Annotated in this window: 15 protein-coding genes; 9 read left to right on the forward strand and 6 right to left on the reverse strand. The window is 73.1% G+C overall.

Going from position 1 to position 19747, the window contains the following annotated elements:
• The first annotated feature begins 84 nt into the window (after positions 1–84).
• The gene (locus MRBLMI1_RS14665) at positions 85–1287 is read left to right on the forward strand and encodes an NAD(P)/FAD-dependent oxidoreductase (protein ID WP_367734068.1); all 1203 of its coding nucleotides are present in this window, start codon (positions 85–87) and stop codon (positions 1285–1287) included.
• 124 nt (positions 1288–1411) lie between these two features.
• On the opposite strand, the gene MRBLMI1_RS14670 is transcribed toward MRBLMI1_RS14665, so the two are convergent.
• Complete coding sequence (locus tag MRBLMI1_RS14670; RefSeq protein ID WP_367734070.1) at positions 1412–2407, reverse strand: LacI family DNA-binding transcriptional regulator; 996 nt, start codon at positions 2405–2407, stop codon at positions 1412–1414.
• 34 nt (positions 2408–2441) lie between these two features.
• Positions 2442–4121 (reverse strand): glycoside hydrolase family 13 protein, encoded by a 1680-nt coding sequence (locus MRBLMI1_RS14675; protein WP_367734072.1) that lies wholly within the window; start codon positions 4119–4121, stop codon positions 2442–2444.
• A gap of 475 nt (positions 4122–4596) precedes the next feature.
• Here MRBLMI1_RS14675 and MRBLMI1_RS14680 point away from each other — a divergent pair, with 475 nt between their 5' ends.
• Positions 4597–5118, forward strand: a complete 522-nt coding sequence (locus MRBLMI1_RS14680; protein ID WP_367734074.1) for an adenine phosphoribosyltransferase — start codon at positions 4597–4599, stop codon at positions 5116–5118.
• A 489-nt stretch (positions 5119–5607) separates the two neighbouring features.
• Positions 5608–6003 (forward strand): hypothetical protein, encoded by a 396-nt coding sequence (locus MRBLMI1_RS14685; RefSeq protein ID WP_367734076.1) that lies wholly within the window; start codon positions 5608–5610, stop codon positions 6001–6003.
• Between the two features lie 24 nt (positions 6004–6027).
• Here MRBLMI1_RS14685 and MRBLMI1_RS14690 read toward each other — a convergent pair whose 3' ends face one another.
• The 3 genes from MRBLMI1_RS14690 to MRBLMI1_RS14700 are packed head-to-tail and all read right to left on the reverse strand — an operon-like array spanning position 6028 to position 10438.
• Positions 6028–7911, reverse strand: a complete 1884-nt coding sequence (locus MRBLMI1_RS14690) for an FAD/NAD(P)-binding protein (RefSeq protein ID WP_367734078.1) — start codon at positions 7909–7911, stop codon at positions 6028–6030.
• The gene (locus MRBLMI1_RS14695; protein ID WP_367734086.1) at positions 7908–9260 is read right to left on the reverse strand and encodes an NtaA/DmoA family FMN-dependent monooxygenase; all 1353 of its coding nucleotides are present in this window, start codon (positions 9258–9260) and stop codon (positions 7908–7910) included. The genes MRBLMI1_RS14690 and MRBLMI1_RS14695 overlap by 4 nt, the downstream gene beginning before the upstream one ends.
• Positions 9257–10438: an LLM class flavin-dependent oxidoreductase gene (locus MRBLMI1_RS14700; protein WP_367734089.1), complete on the reverse strand. Its 1182-nt coding sequence runs from the start codon at positions 10436–10438 to the stop codon at positions 9257–9259. The genes MRBLMI1_RS14695 and MRBLMI1_RS14700 overlap by 4 nt, the downstream gene beginning before the upstream one ends.
• A gap of 310 nt (positions 10439–10748) precedes the next feature.
• Between MRBLMI1_RS14700 and MRBLMI1_RS14705 the strand changes: the two genes are divergently transcribed.
• The 6 genes from MRBLMI1_RS14705 (at position 10749) to MRBLMI1_RS14730 (ending at position 18596) form a co-directional block, all read left to right on the forward strand.
• Entirely contained in the window at positions 10749–12164 is a 1416-nt protein-coding gene (locus tag MRBLMI1_RS14705) for an FAD-binding oxidoreductase (protein WP_367734091.1), read from the forward strand.
• Positions 12165–12185: 21 nt separating this feature from the next.
• Positions 12186–13832: an ABC transporter substrate-binding protein gene (locus tag MRBLMI1_RS14710; protein WP_367734093.1), complete on the forward strand. Its 1647-nt coding sequence runs from the start codon at positions 12186–12188 to the stop codon at positions 13830–13832.
• A gap of 90 nt (positions 13833–13922) precedes the next feature.
• Positions 13923–14939, forward strand: coding sequence for an ABC transporter permease (locus MRBLMI1_RS14715; RefSeq protein ID WP_367734095.1), 1017 nt, complete (start codon positions 13923–13925; stop codon positions 14937–14939).
• A complete protein-coding gene (locus MRBLMI1_RS14720; RefSeq protein ID WP_367734097.1) occupies positions 14936–15784 on the forward strand; it encodes an ABC transporter permease in 849 nt (282 codons plus the stop codon). The genes MRBLMI1_RS14715 and MRBLMI1_RS14720 overlap by 4 nt, the downstream gene beginning before the upstream one ends.
• Positions 15781–17403, forward strand: a complete 1623-nt coding sequence (locus MRBLMI1_RS14725; protein ID WP_367734102.1) for a dipeptide ABC transporter ATP-binding protein — start codon at positions 15781–15783, stop codon at positions 17401–17403. The genes MRBLMI1_RS14720 and MRBLMI1_RS14725 overlap by 4 nt, the downstream gene beginning before the upstream one ends.
• Complete coding sequence (locus MRBLMI1_RS14730) at positions 17400–18596, forward strand: PLP-dependent aminotransferase family protein (protein WP_367734104.1); 1197 nt, start codon at positions 17400–17402, stop codon at positions 18594–18596. Before MRBLMI1_RS14725 ends, MRBLMI1_RS14730 begins: the two co-directional genes overlap by 4 nt.
• Before the next feature lie 232 nt (positions 18597–18828).
• On the opposite strand, the gene MRBLMI1_RS14735 is transcribed toward MRBLMI1_RS14730, so the two are convergent.
• Positions 18829–19725 (reverse strand): alpha/beta hydrolase, encoded by an 897-nt coding sequence (locus MRBLMI1_RS14735; protein ID WP_367734106.1) that lies wholly within the window; start codon positions 19723–19725, stop codon positions 18829–18831.
• Between the last annotated feature and the right edge of the window lie 22 nt (positions 19726–19747).

A 19747-nucleotide genomic window follows, 5' to 3' on the forward strand; every position in this document is an offset into this window, starting at 1 on the left:
GAGCGAACTCCCCTCCGACTACCGGATGGGGCCGCCGCTGTAAAGCCGTCCTTCGTGTTCAGGCTCGGCCGGGAGGCTGACGCCATGTCCAGCACACACTTCGACTACCTCATCGTCGGCGGCGGAATGGTCGCCGACACCGCCGCTCGGGGGATCCGGGAGGTGGATGCCGCCGGGACCATCGGCATCGTCAGCGACGACGTCGACGAGCCGTACACGCGTCCCGCGCTCAGCAAGAAGCTGTGGACCGACGACGAGTTCACCTGGGACCAGGTCCCGCTGGGCACCGCGGACGACACCGGCGCGCAGATCCTGCTCCGCACCCGGGTCACGGCCGTGCGACCGGACGCGCACGAGGTCGACACCGACGCCGGCGACACGATCACCTACACGCGCCTGCTCCTCGCGACCGGCGGCACCCCGATCCCGCTCCCCGTGGACGACCGGACCGACGGCGAGCGGGCGCTGAGCTTCCGCACCGCCGAGGACTACCGCCGCCTGCGCGCGCTCGCGAAGGACGTCGACCGCATCGCCGTCGTCGGCGGCGGATACATCGGCTCCGAGCTGGCGGCCGCCCTCACCCAGAACGATGTGCACACCGTGCTCATCCACACCGGTTCGGTGCTCGGCGACGCGGTCTTCCCGCCCGCTCTCGCTGAACGTTTCGAGGCCCTCTTCCGCGACCACGGCGTCGAGATCGTGGCGGGCTCCAAGGTGACCGGGGGAGAGGTGGATGCCACCGGCGCACGGCTCGAGCTGGAGAACGGCGACGAGGTGCGGGCCGACGCGGTCGTCAGCGGTCTCGGCATCCAGGTCGCCAGCGACCTCGCGGAGCACGCCGGACTCGACGTCGGGGACGGCGTGGTCGTGGACGCGCAGCTGCGCACCTCGGTCGACGACGTCTTCGCCGCGGGGGACGTCGCGAGCTACCCAGACCGGATCCTCGGGCGCCGGCGCGTGGAGCACGTCGACAACGCGAACGAGATGGGCAAGGCCGCCGGCCGCAACCTCGCCGGTGCGCGGGAGCCCTACACGCACACTCCTTACTACTACTCGGCCGTCTTCGGGGTCCGGTACGAGGCGGTCGGCACGCTCGACGCGTCGCTCGAGACCGTCGAGGACTGGGCCGACGCCGACCGCGGCGTCGTCTACTACCTCGACGACGGACGAGTCGTCGGCGTCCTGCTGTGGGCCGTCGAGGACGCCCGCGACGCGGCGCGCGCCGTCCTCGCCGAGGGCGACACGCTCACGCGCGACGACCTGATCGGCCGCATCCGCCCGGCCTGACGTCAGCGGCCTCTCGCCTGCCCGCCTGCCCGTCCGGGCCCCCGCCCGCCTGCCCGCCCGGGCCCCGGTCCGCCAGGCTCCCGCCCGGGCCCCGGGCCCCGGGCTCCCGCCCGCCCGGCCCGGGTCAGGCGGGCGGCGGGGCGGTCGAACCGCGGTCGTGCAGCTCGAACGGGAGGGTGCCGCGCCGGCGTTCGGGCTCGGCGCCGTCGATCTCCGCGAGGACGGCCTCGGCGGCCCGCCCGCCCTGCCCGCGCGCGAACTGGTCGACCGTCGTCAGCCCGAACCAGCGCCCCAGCTCGTGCCCGTCGACGCCGATCACCGACACGTCCTCGGGCACCCGCAGTCCGGCCTCCCGCGCGGCGAGGATCGCGCCGATCGCCATCTCGTCCGACGCGGCGAACACCGCCGTGGGGCGCGTCCGCCCCGTCAGCAGTCGTGTCGCCGCGGCCGAACCGCCCTCGATCGTGAAGTCGGCCGGCTCGAAACGGGGCTCGGCGTCGGCGGCATCCCTCATCACCTCGTCGAAGCCGCGCCGACGGAGCGCGGGGACGGACGCCTCGGACGCGAGATCCGCGCCGATGTGCGCGATGCGCCGGTGACCGAGGTCGAGCAGGTGCGTCGTGGCGACGCGGCCGACGGCCCGGTCGTCCACGGTGAGGGTCGTCAGCAGGGGGTTCGGGCCGCCGATCGACACCACCGGGATGCCGAGACCGCGAACGAGCGCGGACTCCTCGGCATCCAGGTCCAGCGCGATCGTGATCACGGCGTCGATGCGCCGACGCCGCAGGTTGTCGCCGAAGACGCGGCGGCGCTCGTCGCGGTCGGACGTCACGCTATAGAGGGTGATGTCGTAGCCGTGCCGGACGAGACCGTCGGAGATCCCGGCCAGCACCGTGCTGAAGAACCAGCGGTCGAGGAACGGCACGACCACACCGATGGCGCGCGTGCGACCGGTGGCCAGACTGGATGCCGCCGCCGAGACGACGTAACCGAGCTCGTCGGCCGCCGCGACGACACGTTCGCGGGTGCGCGCCGACACCGGGCCGCGCCCGCTCAACGCCCGCGAGACCGTGGCCGTCGAGACGCCCGCGCGCTGGGCGACGTCGTCGATTCCGGCCACGGTCTCGTTCTCAGCGGGGGAGGGATGCCACGGCTCAGGCCGCGGCGATCCACACGGTCGTGTCGGTCGGCAGCCGATCGCCGTCGAGCGGGCCGCTCGCGATGAGCACCTCGCCCGCAGGCAGCTCGACGGCGTCCGCGCCGAGGTTGGCGACCACGAGCAGGGAGCCGTTGCGGAACGCCACCACGTCGTCGCCGTACCCGTCGAGCCACTCGAGGTGCCCCCCGCCGAGGTCGCGCGCGCGGCGCTCGGCGAGGAGCGACCGGTACAGCGTCAGCGTCGACGACGGGTCGTCGACCTGGACGTCGTGCGCCAGCTCGGCCCACTCCGCCGGCTGCGGCAGCCACGACTCGCCCGTGGTGTTGAAGCCGTACGCGGGCGCGTCAGCCGTCCACGGGATGGGCACGCGGCATCCGTCCCGCCCGTAGCGCTCGCCCTCGGTGCGGAACCAGGTCGGGTCCTGGCGGGCGTCGTCGGGCAGGTCGATGACCTCGGGGAGTCCGAGCTCCTCGCCCTGGTAGAGGTACGACGAGCCGGGCAGCGCCAGCATCATCGACGTCGCGGCGCGGGCGCGGCGCAGGCCCACGACCGGGTCGGGCTGGCCGGGCGACTTCGGGCCGATACCGGCGCCCTGCGGGTTCTCCGCCGTGAGCGCGAGCCGCGAGGCGTGGCGGACGACGTCGTGGTTCGACAGGACCCAGGTGCTCGGAGCGCCGACGGCACCGTACTCCTCGAGCGAGTCGGTGATGACGTCGCGGAGGGCCGCGGCATCCCATTTCGTCTCCAGGTAGTGGAAGTTGAAGGCCTGGTGCATCTCGTCGGGGCGGACCCAGAGGGCCGTCTGCTCGACGGTCGGAAGCCACGCCTCGGCGCACAGAGCGCGGTCGCCGTCGTACGCGGCGAGCACCTCGTGCCACTCGCGCCACACGTCGTGGACGCCGGGCTGACCCCAGTACGGGACCTCCGCGGCGTCGCCGCCCATGGAGCCGCCCTCGGGGTCGGGCGTGAAGTCGGGCAGCCCGTCGGCCTTGATGAGGCCGTGCGCCACGTCGACGCGGAAACCGTCGACGCCGCGGTCGAGCCAGAAGCGCAGGATGTCGCGGAACTCCGCGCGCACCTCCTCGTTGGTCCAGTCGAAGTCCGGCTGGCTCTCGTCGAAGATGTGCAGGTACCACTGCCCGGGGGTGCCGTCGGCCTCGGTGACGCGCTTCCACATGCCGCCGCCGAAGACGGACTCCCAGTTGTTCGGCGGGAGCTCGCCGTTCTCGCCCTTGCCGTCGCGGAAGATGTAGCGCGCCCGCTCCGGGCTCCCGGGCGCGGCCTTCAGCGCCTCCTGGAACCAGACGTGCTGGTCGCTGGAGTGGTTCGGGACGAGGTCGACGATGACCCGGATGCCGCGGTGGTGGGCCGCGGACAGCATCTCGTCGAAGTCGTCGAGCGTGCCGAAGATCGGGTCCACGTCGCGGTAGTCGGCGACGTCGTACCCCGCGTCCTTCTGCGGCGACGTCTGGAAGGGGCTCAGCCAGATGGCATCCACTCCCAGGTCCTGCAGGTCGTCGAGGTGCGCGGTGACGCCCGCGAGGTCGCCGAGGCCGTCGCCGGAGGCGTCCGCGAAGGAGCGGGGATAGATCTGGTAGATGACGGCGGTGCGCCACCACTCCGAGCCGGGCGCGGACTCGAGGTCGGCGCGCGCGTCCTGCTGCGTGAAAGTCATGCGCCCACGCTAGTGCAAGCGCTTGCAGTGCGGTCAACCCCCGGGCGGTGGGGCGTCGGCGGGGGGAGGGGATGTGGCCGGGGGAGGAGGAGGGATGCCGCGGGGCTCCTCCCTTCGCGACATCTCCTCCCTTCGCGGGTCGCGAGGTGATGTGGCGGGGGGAGGGGATGTGGCCGGGGGAGGAGGAGGGATGCCGCGGGGGTCCTCCGTTCGCGACATCTCCTCCCTTCGCGGGTCTCCTCCCTTCGCGGGCGGCGGAGGTGATGTGGCGGGGGGAGGGGATGTGGCCGGGGGAGGAGGAGGGATGCCGCGGGGGTCCTCCCTTCGCGACATCTCCTCCCTTCGCGGGCGGCGGAGGTGATGTGGCGGGGGGAGGGGATGTGGCCGGGGGAGGAGGAGGGATGCCGCGGGGGTCCTCCCTTCGCGACATCTCCTCCCTTCGCGGGCCGCGAGGGCGCGCGATTAGGGTGGGGCGGTGACGAACCCCGCGCTCGACCGTGCCGAATCGCTCATCGGCAGCATCCCCGACTACCCCGAGGCGGGGGTGGTGTTCCGCGACATCTCACCGTTGCTGGCGGATGCCGCCGCGCTGCGCGCGACCATCGATGCGCTGATCGAGCCGTTCGCCGGCCGGTTCGACGTCGTGGCGGGGATCGAGGCGCGTGGCTTCCTCCTCGCCGGGGCCGCGGCGATCGCCGCCGGCGTGGGACTCGTCCCGATCCGCAAGGCCGGAAAGCTCCCCCGCCCCGCCGCCGCGGTGTCGTACGCGCTCGAGTACGGCACCGCCGAGATCGAGATGCACGACGACATCCCCCGCGGCACGCGCGTGCTGCTGCTCGACGACGTGCTCGCGACCGGCGGCACGCTCGAGGCGGGGCGCAAGCTCGTCGCGCAGCTCGGCGGCGAGGTCACGGGCACGGCGGTGCTGCTGGAGATCGACGCGCTCGGCGGGCGCGCGGTGCTCGGCGGCGACGTGCACACGGTCTTCCACGTCTGACCCCGCGGGTGCGCCGGCCGGGTGTTTCGTGCTCCGGCGCTCGGACGGACGCCGGGTGTGCCGTGCTCCCGTGCTCGGACCGATGCCGGGTGTGCCGGGCCCCGGCGCTCGGACCGACGCCGGGTGTGCCGGGCTCCCGTGCTCGGACCGACGGCGGGTGCCCGGCCGGGTGCGCCGGGCTCCGGCGCTCCGCCCGCGGAACCGGCCCGAACGGCAGCCGGAACGCCCACCTGGATGCTTTTCTTCGGAGCGCGGCGCGGGCGGCGGCAGGGCTCTCGCACAACTCCTGAGTTCTGGCCTGCCCTAGGGGCCTCAGCGCGCAACGGCCGCTCTTCCGCCGAAGCGCCGAACCCCCGCCGCTCGAGACTCAGGAGTTGCGCGAGAGCGGGAGGGGCGGCCGGGGCCGTCTGTGGCGGGACGGATGAAATGCCGCGGTCGGACGGGTGAATGCCCGCCACACCCGCGAGACGTGCCCCCTAGCGTGGCGGCGTGGACGATGACGCACCGGTCAACTCGTCGGTCCCCGGCCGCTATGTGCAGGTGGACCGAAGCTCTCGGCGAGCCGAGTCATTGACTCCGGAGCAGCGCGCCGACAGCACAATCCTCGGCATCGGGCTGTCGGTCCTGGTCATCTTCGGCGTCCTGTTGGGGGCGGTGCCGCTCTGGTTTCTCCTCTGGATCGGCCTCTTCGCTCCTTGGCTTCTCCTGCTGTGGCTCGTCGCTCCTGTCGCGCTGGTCGTCATGGCCTTTTTCGCCGCGAACCGGGCGTATCGAGGCGGTCGCTCGGGGGCGATGGTTCTGGCCGTCACTTCCGTGGTCTTCGCGCTCGCCTTGTTCAGTATCCCCGCCGTCGTGAACGCGCAAATCGCCGGGCTGCACCCGTGACGCCGGACGGTCGGTCACCGCGGGTCAGAGGCGGAGGCGGGCGGCCGTCTGCGCCAGAGCCGCGGCGACGGCCTCGGCGACGCGGTCGGTCTGGCGCAGTGAGAGCGAGTCCGACTTCGGGCGGGTGAACGCTCCCGCCTCGGTGCTCGACGTGAACGGCCCGAGGGCGAACAGGCGGGAGTGCGGAACGCCGTCGCGGGCGACGACCCGCCCGTCGGCGTCGACCTCGACGCGGCCCAGCGAGCCGCTGAAGGTCGCGTCGCTGACGCTGACCTCTCGCCCGTGCCGGGTGGCGAGCTCGCGCAACGCGGGATTGTCGCTGGATGCCGCGGCGGTGCGCGGCAGCCAGGCGTCCACGAGCGCGTCGGCCGCGATCTCCCCGCCGACCCGGGGCGACGACGCGACGAACCGCCCCGCCTCCACGCGGACGGACAGCTCCGGACCGGCGAAGCGGACGACACCGGCGTCGGCGAGGGCCAACAGCTCCTCGAGCCGGTGCCCGGGCGGACCCGACGCGACGTAGCTGAAGAAGGTGTGCCACGTGACGGGCAGGTCGACGGCGCGCGAGCGGGCGCTCCAGCGCTCCGTGGGGATGTCGGCCAGCGCGAGGAACGACCCCAGCACCGTCAGGAACAGCGCCTGCGCCGTGCTGCGCTCCGGGGCGGTCCGCAGGTGCAGGTCCTCGCCGATGTGCCGCCGCACGCGCTCGTGCACCGTGGTCGCGTCGGCGAAGGTCTCCGCGCCGAGGGGCAGGTCGAGGGATGCCACGTCGAACCGGTCCAGCGGATCGGGCACGACCGCGGCGACCTCGCGGCGGAGGGCCTCGGTGTCGCCGTCGACGGCGCGCAGCGTGGACCGGAAGTCGTCCCAGGAGGTCCGCACGCGCTCGGGGAAGGCGGTGAACAGCTCGCGGTAGTGGCCCCACACGAGCTCGCGCGCGATGAGCGGCCAGACGTCGTCGACGAAGTCGACCGCCCCCGGTCGCGCCAGCAGGTCCGCGATCGCCGCGGGGGTGAGCACCTCGCGCGCGACGGGCGCACCGCGCAGGACGGAGGACACCTTCGACCGGTACGGCACGCCGCGCCGCGACCCCAGGTGCAGCCGCGGCTCGTCTCCTGACGGGACGTAGCGGAGGCCGCCGTCGGGGAGCCGCTCGAAGCGTCCTCCCCGCCCGTGGGTGAGGAGCACGACGGCATCCACCGAGGCCAGTCCCATGCCGCGCACGATGACGTCCGCGCCCGGGGTCAGGCCGCGGAGGTCCGCGTCGGCGGTGAACGCCGGGGGGATGTAGACCAGGTCGTGGCGGGCGGCCGCGGCGAGCAGCTCGCGGGTCTCGCCCTCCGGGTCGCGCCCGTTGTGGCCGAGCGCGTACACGACGACGTCGGCGGGCAGACGGATGCCGTCGGCCAGCGCCACCTCGTAGCCGTCGAGCGACTCGTCGACCCACTGCACCGTCCCCTCCTGCCAGCGCACCTCCACCCCGGGCGGGGCGATGGCGACCGTGCGGCGCCAGAACCAGTCCAGGTAGGCGCTCTGCAGCCGCCGGGTGGGGAAGCTGTCTCCGCGCAGCGCGCGGAGCTCGGCATCCAGATCGGGATCGTCGATGCGCGCGTCGGGGATCGCTCCGACGCGGACCCGCTCGGCCCACTCGATGAGCGAGGGACCGGAGCGCACCGGCCCCGCGATGGTGGAGGTCTCGTCGGTGAAGACGGTCACGTCGCGGGCCATCGAGTTCAGCTTGAGGAGGGACGACTGCTCGCGGCGCCAGATCCGGCCGGCCCCCGGCGGGTAGGGGTCGACGAGGGTGAGGCGCAGCGGGGTCACCGACGCGGGGGTGCGCCGGGCGAGGAGACGCTCGACGAGCATCACCGCGCGCGGGCCCGCCCCGACGACGACGAGATCGGTCATCGCACCGCGACGCTCGGGAGGACGGGCGGGAGGCCCAGCAGGTCGTGCAGGGTCGCGCCCTCGTCGTAGGACCGCCGGTACGAGCCGCGCTCCTGCAGCAACGGGACGACCCGGTCGGCGAACTCGTCGAGACCGTGCGGGGTGACGTGGCCCACGACGGTGAACCCGTCCGTCGCCCGCTCCTGCACGTACCGGTCGATCTCGGATGCCACGTGCTCCGGGGTCCCGACGAAGGTGTGGTTCGCGGTGAGGCGGATGACGAGCTCGCGGATGCTGAGGTTCTCGGCACTGGCCTGCGCGCGGAGCTGGCCGACGCGGGCGCGGATCGCGGCGTGGCGTCCGGCGAAACCCTGCGCGGTCTCGACGCCGGTGTCGGGCTCGATGTCGGGGAGCGGGCCGTCCGCGTCGTATCCGCTGAGGTCGCGATTCCAGATCTGCTCGAGGTAGGTGATCGCCGTCTGCGGGCGCACCTGGGCCAGGGCGATCTCGCGCGAGCGCTCCCGCGCCTCGCTCGCGCTGTCGCCGAGCACGAAAGTGGCCGCCGGGAGGATCTTGAGCGAGTCCTCCTCGCGGCCGTTCGCGGCGAGGCGTCCCTTCACGTCGCGGTAGAACTGCTGCGCGTCGTCGAAGGCGGTGTGCAGCGAGAAGATCACGTCAGCGTGCTGCGTGGCGAAGTCGCGGCCGTCGGGGGAGTCGCCGGCCTGCACGATCACGGGCCGGCCCTGGGGGGAGCGCGGCACGTCGAACACCGCGTCGACATCGAAGAGGCGGGATTCGTGCCGCACGCGCGCGACGGCATCGTCGCGCAGGAACGCGCCGGTCTCGGCATCCGCCTCGATCGCGTCCTCCCGCCACGACGACCACAGCGCCTTCGACAGGGCGGCGAACTCGGACGCCCGCACGTAGCGGTCGGCGTGGTCGAGATAGCCGCCGCGGCGGAAGTTCGCGCCGTGGAACGCGTCGGAGCTCGTCACGGCGTTCCACCCGGCGCGGCCGTTCGACAGCAGGTCGAGGGTGCCGAGCTGGCGGGCGAGCTCGTAGGGCTCGTTGAAGGTGGTGTTGAGCGTGCCGACGAGGCCGATGTGCTCGGTCACCGCAGCCAGGGCGGTGAGGATCGCGAGGGTGTTCGGCCGCCCGGCGACGTCGAGGTCGTGGAGCTGCCCGCGGTGCTCGCGCAGCCGCAGTCCCTCGGCGAGGAAGAGGTAGTCGAACAGGCCGCGTTCGGCCGTGCGGGCGAAGTACTCGAACGACGAGAAGTCGATCTGGCTGCCCGCGCTCGGATCGGTCCACACGGTGGTGTTGTTCACCCCGGGGAAGTGCGCGGCGAGATGGATCCGACGGCGGGTCATGCGCCGACCTCCTGACGGGCGTAACGGCTGGCGAGGCGGGGGAGTCCGACCCGCTCGCGAAGTGTGGGCGCGCCGTCGTCGGGGCGCAGCAGTCCGGCGGCCGCCGCGCGGGGCACGACGTGCGCGGCGATCGCGTCGAGATCGGCGGGGAGTCGGGCGGGGCGCAGGCGGATGCCGTCGACTCCGGCCTCCGCGAGCGCGCGGATCTCCTCGACGACGTCGTCGGCGGTCCCCACGACGACGCGGGCGTCGGTGGTGAGGAGGGCGCGCTCCTGGAGCCGTTCCCAGGTCGCCCGGGCGGCGGGAGCGGTGTCCTCGACGAGCACGAGCAGATCGGCGAACACGCGGAGGTCATCGCTGCCGTCGAGTTCGCTCAGGATGCCGCGGACCGCGGCCGCATCCCGAGGGGTGACGAACACGAGGTCGGCGTGCTCCGCGGCGAAGCGGTAGGGCACCGTCTGATGCGCGAGGGCCGTGATGAGCGGCGCGCCCTGCGGGGACCGCGGCACGATCGACGCCCCGGTGATCGAGAAGAACTCGCCCACGAACTCGACGTTGTGCACGCGGTCGCGGTCGAGGAACTTCCCCGTCTCGAGGTCGCGCACGATCGCGTCGTCCTCCCACGAGTCCGCGAGGAGACGGATGACGTCGGCCACTTCCCCGGCCTCCCGGAACGCGGCCAGCAGGGCGGGGTCGTCCTCGACGCGACCGGATGCCGGGAGTCCGTCCGGCCCCTCGAGGCGGCGTCCGAAGTTGGCGCGCTCCTGCGCCGTGGACCCCGCGACCAGGCGTACGCCCGCGCGACCGTGGCTCACGTGGTCGAGGGTCTGCAGGCCGGTCGCGAGATGGAAGGGCTCGGGGTGCGTCGTCGTCGCTGTCGGGATGAGACCCAGGCGACGCGTCGCCGGGGCCAGGAACGAGGCGAGCAGCACCGCGTCGAGGCGTCCGCGGACACGGTCGCGTCGGGTCTCGGCATCCGGTTCCGGGGATCGGCCGCCGAGGCTCAGGGCGTCCTCGATCGTCGCGAAGAGCAGGCCGGCCTGGTCGGCGGTGCGGGCGAGACCGCGCCAGTAGGCGGCCGAGGTCAGCGCGGTCGGCCGGGCCGAGGGCTCGCGCCAGGCGGCCGGGTGCCAACCGGCGCCGTCCAGGGCGACAGCGAGGGGGATGCGGTCGGGCATCGGGACTCCTTCTCTCCGGGCACGTCCGTCGGGCGACGTGCTGATCACTGTCGTCGGGTGTCCCGGCGGTCTCAATCCCCGGCGTAACGCAGCGCCTCGAAGCGTGCCGACGGAGGGGACGGCGCGGAACCTAGCGCCGACGCCGCCCGGATGCACGCCTCGTCCTCCGATATGACGCTCCGCGACGCACCGTGTCCGACCGTGACCCGTCGCTACGGACCGTGTCGCCCGAGGTGAGGGCGGCGACCGGCCCGCCTACGTTCGGCCGGAGCGCCATCCGATCCGCCGACCGACCGAGAGAGGTCCCTCCATGAGCGTTCCCACCGCGATCGCCCCGACGACGGGGCTGTCCGCCCTGCTCGACGACGTGCGCCGCGAAGCGCCCGACATCGAGGTGCGCCCGCCCTCCGCCGCGACGGCGGAGTTCTCACACGACGCCGGCACCGCCCCGCGTCGAGGGGCGGCGGTGACCGACGGTCCCGCGGTGGCCTTCCCCGCCACGGTCGCCGAGGTGCAGCGTCTCGTGCGCCTCGCCGCCCGGCACGGCGTGAGCGTCGTCCCGCGGGGTGCGGGCACGGGCCTGTCGGGCGGCGCCACGGCGCACACCGGTCAGCTCGTGATCTCGACGGACCGCCTCGACCGGATCGTGGAGATCGCCCCCGCCGACGAGGTCGCCGTCGTCGAGCCCGGGGTCCTGAACGCGGCGCTGAACGAGCGTCTCGCCCCGCTCGGTCTCTTCTACGCCCCCGACCCCGCGAGCTGGCGTATCTCGACCATCGGCGGCAACATCGCCACCAACGCCGGGGGCCTGCGGTGCGCGAAGTACGGCGTGACCCGCGAGTCCGTGCTCGCCCTCGACGTCGTCCTCGCCGACGGCAGCCTCGTCTCGGTCGGGCACCGCTCGATCAAGGGCGTCACCGGCCTCGACCTCGTCTCGCTCTTCGTCGGATCCGAGGGGGTGCTCGGCATCGTCGTCGGCGCCACCGTGCGCATCCGGCCGCTGCCGGTCGCCCGCCGCACCGTGACGGCGTTCTTCGCCTCCACCGCCGCGGGCGCCGCGGCGATCGGCGCGATCACGGCATCGCGCGTGCGCCCGAGCGTCATCGAGTTCCTCGACGAACCCACGCTCGCGGGCATCGACGCGGCTCAGGACGCCGGTCTGCGCGCCCGGGGCGCCTCGCTCCTTCTCATCGAGCTCGACGGCTTCGGCCTCGAGGAGCAGACGACCGAGCTGACCGCGGCGCTGGAGGCCGTCGGCGCGCACGTGCGGGTGGAGAGCGAGACGGATGCCGAGACCCTCTGGGAGCTGCGGCGATCCGGCCGCCGCTTCGACGAGGGGTCGTGGTTCGCCGGCGGCGACGTCGCCGTCCCCAAGTCGCGCATCGCCGAGGTCTTCGACCGGTTCCCCGCGATCGCGGCCCGGCACGGCGTGGCCGTGAGCGCCGTCGCCCACGCCGGGGACGGCAACCTGCACCCGGTCATCACGCGCGAGATCCCCGCCGGCGCCGACCCGTCCGCGGTGCCCCCGGCCCTGCACGACGCCGCGGACGAGCTCGTGCGTCTCGCACTCGGACTGGGTGGCACGGTCAGCGGCGAGCACGGCATCGGCACCGTCAAGCGCGCGCTCGCCGCCGAGGAGCTGACCGCCCGCGTCCGCGCGGCTCAGCTCGCCGTCAAGGACGCCCTCGATCCCGCCGGTCTCCTCAACCCCGGCAAAGCCCTCTGACCCGACCTCCCAAGGACCCTCATGACCATTCGATTCCGGCGCCTCATCGGTGCCGCCTCCGCCCTCACCGTCGGAGCCGTCCTCCTCAGCGGGTGCGGCGCCGGAGCGACCTCCGCCCCGGCCGTGGACGCCGTCCCGCAGCCCGGCGGGGACCTCGTCTTCCTCATCGACTCGCTCGGGGCGACCTGGATCCCCAACAACAGCTCGATCTCCAGCTACCAGGGCCACATCTGGGGCAACGTCACTGACAAGCTCGTCTACGTCGACGCCGAGGGGAACCTCAGCCCGTGGATCGCGGAAAGCTGGGACGAGAACGCCGACAAGACGGAGTTCACCCTGCACCTCACGGAGGGCGTGACGTTCTCGGACGGCAGCGCGCTCGACGCGGCGGCGGTCGTGGCGAACATCGAGATCTGGGCGAAGGGACGACCCGACGAGGGCATCAACCGCATCGGTCTGTTCCCGTCCGCGAACTACGTCGGGGCGGAGGTGGTGGATGCCACGACCGTGAAGGTCTCGTTCTCGGCCCCCACCCTCAGCTTCATCCCGACGCTGGCGTATCACGGGTCGATCCTCCTGTCGCCCGAGACCCTCGCCTTGCCCGCCGAGCAGCAGGCCGACCTCACCCAGGACATCGGCAGCGGCCCGTTCGTCGTCGAGAAGGTCGCCGAAGGCGACAGCGTCGTGCTCAAGAAGCGCGACGACTACGACTGGGGTCCGGAGGCGGTCGGGCACGAGGGTGCCGCCTACCTCGACACCATCACCTACAAGCAGGTCGCCGAGCCGTCGCTGCGCACCGCCTCGGTCGAGTCGGGGCAGGCGCAGGTCGCCTACAACGCCAGCCCCCAGGACCTGGAAGCCCTGAAGGAGGAGGGGCTGACCGTCGAGACGCCGCGCTACCTCGGCTTCGTGAACGGCTACGCCCTGAACACCACCGTCGCGCCCTTCGACGACATCGCGGTGCGGCGGGCCGTGCAGCACGGCATCGACCGCGACGAGATCCTCTCGACCGTCTACACCGAGGACTGGCACGCGGCCGAGTCGTTCATCCAGAGCACGGTGCCCGAGGCGACCGACCACAGCGCCGAGTTCGCCTACGACCCCGAGCAGGCGGCATCCCTCCTCGACGAGGCCGGCTGGACGCCGGGCGCCGACGGGGTGCGCACGAAGGACGGTGAGAAGCTTTCGTTCACGCTGTATCCGAACCCGTACCTGCAGGCCTCCCAGGCGGTCGATGAGCTCGTCGACCAGCAGCTGACGGCCCTCGGCTTCGAGGTGAACCTCGAGACCTACGACGTGCCCACCTACGGGCAGAAGGTCATCGGCAACGCCGCGATCCCGGCGACCGAGATCACGCGCAGCTTCGTCGACGTCGGAACGGTCGCGGGTGTGCTCACTGCGCAGAAGAAGGGCGACGAGGACTGGTTCAAGGTCGGCACCTCGGACGCCACCCTGAACGACCTGTCGACCAGGATCGCGACCGCCACCGATCGCGACTCCCGCGCGCAGGTCGCCGACGAGCTCCAGGGGTACGTGCTCGACCAGGGCTACTTCGTGCCCCTCACGCAGATCGTGCAGCGCGTGTACGTCCAGGCGCCGGAGGTCAGCGGTGTCAGCTACAACGGCCTGGCCTACGCGTACTACCTGGACGCCTGGCTCAACGACTGAACACCCGGGGAGGGATGCCACGGCCTCCCTCCCCGGCCCGGTCGCCGCATCCGCGGGCGACCTCCATTCCCGCACCGAGAGGAGGACGACATGCTCCGGACCTACGGCCGGTTCGCGCTGCGGCGCACGGGCCAGGCGGCCGTCGTCGTGCTGCTGGCGTACCTGTTCACGTTCTTCGTGATCAGCATCCTGCCCGGCGACCCCGTCACCAGCACGCTGCGCAACCCCGATAACGGCTTCACGGAGGACGACATCGCCCGCATCGTGGCGTACTACGGTCTCGATCAGCCCTGGTGGGTGCAGCTCGGGTCGTCGCTCGGGCGTTTCGTCACCGGCGACCTCGGGGTCTCGCTCCGGTCGAACCTCCCCGTCGGCACCCTCGTTCTCGACGCGCTCGGGTCCACCCTGAGCCTCGCGGCCGCGGCCCTGTCCGTCGCCGTGGTGCTGGCCGTCGCCATCGCCTACGGCACGCAGTTCCTGCCGGCGCGGTTCGGGCAGGGGGTGCTGCGCGCGCTGCCGTCGCTGTTCCTCTCGGTGCCCAACTTCGTGATCGGCCTGCTGCTCATCCACGTCTTCGCGTTCGGTCTCGGGCTGTTCAGCATGATCGACACGGAGACGCCCTGGGGCACCTTCTTCGCGGCGGTGGCCCTCGGCATCCCGGTGTCCGCTCAACTGGCGGAGGTGCTGATCTCGTCGCTCGATCACGAGTCCCGCCAGGAGTACGTCGCGGTCGCCCGCTCGCGCGGCCTGCGATCGGGGGCGCTGTTCCTCCGCCACCTCGTGAAGCCGTCGGCGCTGCCAACGGTGACGGTGCTCGCCCTCATCGTGGGGGAGCTGCTGGGCGGGGCGCTCATCACCGAGGCCATCTTCGGTCGAGTGGGGATCGGCACGCTGGTCGAGTCGGCCGTTGCGAGCCAGGACCTGCCGGTGCTGCAGGCGGTGGTCTCGCTCGCCGCGATCGTCTTCGTCGTCGTGAACCTCCTCGCCGACCTCGCCTACCCGCTGCTCGACCCGCGGGTCTCCGTGGGGCGCACCGGCCGGGCCGCGGCGGCTGTCCCCCGGACCGACCCCGTCCCTCTCGCGCGGGAGGAGGTGAGCGTCGTATGACCGCCCTGCTCACCTCGGCGCCGCGCTCGGCGGGGGCGCGGGTCCGCGGCATCCGGTGGTCCGTCCCCGTCGGCGTCGTCGTGTCGTTCGTCGTCGTGGGCGTCGTGCTGGTGTTCTCGCTCGCGCCGGGCCTGTTCACCGCCCAGGACCCCGCTCAGGGAGTGCCGGCCGACAAGCTCCAGGCGCCCAGCGCGGCCCACCTGCTGGGGACGGACCATCTCGGCCGCGACCTGTTCGCGCGCATCGTGTACGGCTCGCAGTCCTCGGTGACCAGCGCTCTGGTGGCGGTGGCCATCGGGGTCGTCGTGGGCGGTCTCATCGGACTGCTCGCGGGTTTCCTCGGCGCATGGACCGACGTGGTGCTGGCGCGGTTCGTCGACGTGCTGCTGGCCATCCCGGCGTTCCTGCTCGCCGTCGTGATCGTCAGCTCCCTCGGGTTCCAGACCATCAACGCCGCGATCGCGACCGGGGTGTCGGCCGTGGCCGTGTTCGCCCGCGTCATGCGGTCCGAGGTGCTCCGGGTGCGGTCGTCGGTGTTCGTCGAGGCCGCACGCCTCCAGGGCGGCTCGACCCTGCACGTGCTGTTCCGTCACGTGCTGCCCAACGCTTCGCGCTCCCTCATCCCGCTGGCGGTCCTGCAGTTCGGGCTGTCGATCCTCGTCATCGCCGGGCTCGCGTTCCTCGGCTACGGGGACCCGCCGCCGGCATCCGACTGGGGCCTGCTCATCTCCGCGGGCAAGGACTACCCGCGCGCGCCCTGGCTCGTCGTGTGGCCCGCGCTCGTCACCGTGGCCACCGTGCTCTCGATCAACCGCATCAGCCGCTGGCTCCGGAGGACGTCATGACCGCTCACCCCCTTCTGCGCGTCGAGGACCTCTCGGTCGCCTACGGGCGCACCCCGGTGGTGCACGACGTCTCGTTCGCGATCCCGCGCGGGGGGAGCCTCGCGCTCATCGGCGAATCGGGTTCGGGCAAGTCGACGATCGCGCGGTCCGTGCTGCGGCTGCTGCCACGCGCCGCGGGCCGGGCGACCGGGCGCGTCGAACTGGACGGCACCGAGGTGCTCGGCCTTGCCGAGGCGCGGTTCCGCCCCTTCCGCGGACGCCGGATCGGTTTCGTCCCGCAGGACCCCGCCCACGCCCTGAACCCGGTGCGCACGATCGGCTCGCAGGCGCACGAGGCCGCTGCGCTCGCCGGCCTCACGGATGACGCGGCCGCGCGCGCGGCCGTGCTCGACGTGCTCGCGCGCGTCGGGCTGCCGGACCCGCGGCGCGTGTACGACTCGTATCCGCACCAGCTGTCGGGCGGCATGCTCCAGCGGGTGCTGATCGGGTTGGCGGTGCTCCCGCGGCCCGAGCTGCTCGTCGCCGACGAGCCGACGAGCGCCCTCGACGTCACGATCCAGAAGCGCATCCTCAACCTGCTCGACGAGCTGCGTCGCGACCTCGGGATCGGCCTGCTGCTCATCACGCACGACCTGGCTATCGCGGCCGAGCGCACCGAGGAGATCGTCGTGCTGAAGGACGGGCGGGTGCAGGAGGCGGGACCCACCCGCGAGGTGTTCGCCGCGCCCGCGTCGGCGTACACCGTCCAGCTGCAGGCCGACGCCCCCGCCCTGAACCCCGACCGCTACCGCCGCGACCTGGACGAGCGCGGAGTCGACGCGTGGACCACCGACACCACCGCCGCCCGCGTTGAGGTCCGCGGGATCTCGAAGAGCTTCGTCGTCGACGGGACGGCCCGCGCGGCGGTATCGGACGTGTCGTTCCGCATCCCCGCGGGCACCACGCACGCCCTCGTCGGCGAGTCCGGCTCGGGCAAGACGACGACGGTGCGGCTGCTGCTCGGGCTCGAGACGCCCGACGCCGGCGAGATCCACGTCGACGGGGCGGCGGTCGGCGGGCGGACGCCGGCGGAGCTCCGCGGCATCCGTCGTCACCTCCAGCTCGTCTACCAGAACCCGTTCACCTCGCTCGATCCCACCTGGAGCGTCGGGCGCATCGTCCGCGAACCCCTCGACCAGTACCGCGTCGGGACGCGCACCTCGCGCGCGGCGAGAGCGGCGGAGGCCCTGGATGCCGTGGGCCTGTCGCCGCACCTGGCACGACGCCGTCCCGACGCACTGTCGGGGGGCCAGCGTCAACGCGTGGCCATCGCTCGAGCCCTTGTGCTCGAGCCCGACGTCATCGTGCTCGACGAGCCGACCTCCGCGCTCGACGTCACCGTGCAGGCCGGGGTGTTCGACGTGCTCCGCCGCCTGCAGCGCGAGCGCGGCCTCACCTACCTGTTCGTCTCGCACGACCTCGCCCTCGTCCGGCAGATCGCCGACACCGTCTCGGTGCTGAAGGACGGACGGGTCGTCGAGGCCGGCCGCGTCGCCGACGTGCTCTCGCACCCGCGCGAGGAGTACACGCGGGCGCTCGTCGACGCCATTCCCGTCCCCGACCTCCGGAGCCCCCGATGACCCTGCTCTCCCCTCCCCGCTCCCGCCCCGCGCTCGTCGCGGCCTTCACCGCCCCGAAGGGGTTCGGCGACCAGACCCTCCGCGATCGCCGTCCCGACGCGATCGAGCTGCTCGGCGGCATTCCGGATCCCTCCGTGCTGCCGACGGCCGAGCTCGCCGAGGCGACCGCCCGGGTGCTGGCGCAGCCCGGTGCGCCGTCGCTGCAGTACTCGCGGACCGAGGGCATCCCGGCGCTGCGCGAATGGATCGCCGCGCACGAGGGCGTCGCCGTGGACCGCGTCCTCGTCACCAACGGCGGCTTCCACGGTCTGTCGATCGCGGTGCAGACGGTGCTCGAGCGCGGCGACCTCGTCGCGGTCGACAACCCCGTCTTCCCGCTGTTCCTGCGCGGTCTGCAGCTCGCGGACGCGCGGGTGCTGCCGATCCCTGTGGGCGCCGACGGCCTCGACGTCGACGCGCTGGCGGCGCAGCTGCGCGCCGGCGCCCGCCCGGCCGCGGTCTACACCGTGCCCGAGTTCCACAACCCGTCGCAGTCGTCGCTGCCGACCGCGCGCCGCCGCGACCTCGTCGAGCTGGCCGAAAGGTACGGCTTCGTCGTCTTCGCCGACGACCCCTACCGCGAGCTGCGCTTCCACGGCGAGGCGGAGTCGCTCGCGCCGTTCCACGACTCCGATCACGTCATCCACGTCAACACCTTCACCAAGACCATCGGCCCGGGCCTGCGCCTGGGGTGGGTCGTCCTGCCGGACCGTCTGATCCCGGATGCCGTGGCCTTGCGCAGCCGTCAGGACGGGCACTCCTCGACCTTCGTGCAGGCCGTCGTGGCGGAGCTGCTCACCAGCGACACGGGGCTGTTCCCGCGGGTGCTCAGCGAGGCGCGGGCGCTGTACCGCTCCCGCGCGCACGCGCTGGCGGACGCGCTCTCGACGGCGGCGCCGGGAGTCTTCGACGTGACGGTTCCCGACGGCGGGCTGTTCCTGTGGCCGCGGCTGACCGACGACGCGCTCGACGCCGACCGGCTCGCCGCCGACGCGACCGTCGAGGGCGTGGAGTACCAGCGGGGGTCGTTCTTCCCCTCGGGACCGGGGACGGATGCCGACCGGCACCTGCGCCTCGCCTACGGAGACACGTCGGAGGAGTCGTTGCGCGAGGCGGCGGCGCGGCTGGCCAGGGCGGTGGCGCGGCAGAGGTGAGGGCGGTGCGGGCGGTCGCGTTGCGGCCGTGGTCGCGAGCCGGCATCCGGGGTCGCCGGTGGGGCGATGACCGTCCGCGCGGCGCGGCGCTGACCGCGCCGTGGCGGCGCGGCGCCGACCGCGGGGCGGAACGCGCAGAAGGGCGCCGACCTCCCAGGAAGGCGCGGACCTCGCAGAATGTCGGCCGGAAGCTGCGAGGAGCGGCCGATTCTGCGAGATCCGGGTCGTCGCCTCAGGCGGCGGGTCCAGCGGCGGCCGAGGCGATGATCTCCTGCGCCCGCGCGAGCGCCTCCTTCGCCTCCGGAAGCTGAGGCACGGCGACGAAGACGTGGAACGCGTCGGGGTACAGGTGCAGCTCGACCGGCGTCCCGGCCGCCGCCGCCCTCTCGGCGAAGAGCTGGACGTCGGGGGCGAAGATGTCGACGCCGCCCTGGAAGACCGCCAGCGGCGGGAGGCCTGCGAGCGTGTCGGTCAGCGGGCTCAGCCACGGGTCGGCGAGGGGCCGGCCGCCGGCCCACTTCTGCGCGGCCCACACCAGCCCGGCCCTGCCGAGGACGGGGTCGTGGGCCTCGATGTCGGCGATCGCCGGGTTGGTCATGCGCGCGTCGACCCACGGGGCGAACAGCAGGAGCGCCGCCGGCGAGCCGAGTCCCTCGTCGCGAGCGCGGAAGACGGATGCCACGGCGAGGGTCCCGCCCGCCGAGTCCCCCGCGACGACGAGGGGCAGGCCGGACGACGCGAGGCCGTCGTAGACGGAGTGGAGCGCCGGGAACGTCTCGTCGCAGGTGTGCTCGGGCGCGAGCGGGTAAAGGGGGACGGTCACCCGCACGGGTGTCTCTGCGGCGAGGTGCTCGATGATCTGCCAGTGCAGGTCGATGAGGGGGTGCACGTACGCGCCGCCGTGCAGGTACAGCAGCTCGCCGGTCGGCGCCGAGCCCTTCGGCGACAGCGTGAGCACCGGCATCCCGTCCACGACCGAACGGACGATGTCGTGGCTGCGCTCGAGGCTCGACGGGACATCGGCGTTCACACGGTCGTGGGCGACCTCGGCGGCGATCGCCTCGGCGGAGGCGAGGGGCTTCGGCCGCAGGTGCAGGAGCGTGACGAGGGCCTTGGTGGGAAGCGACATGCGGATTCTCCTCTCCGGAAGC

Origin of the sequence: Microbacterium sp. LMI1-1-1.1 (genome assembly GCF_040815675.1) — a bacterium.
GTDB lineage: Bacteria > Actinomycetota > Actinomycetes > Actinomycetales > Microbacteriaceae > Microbacterium.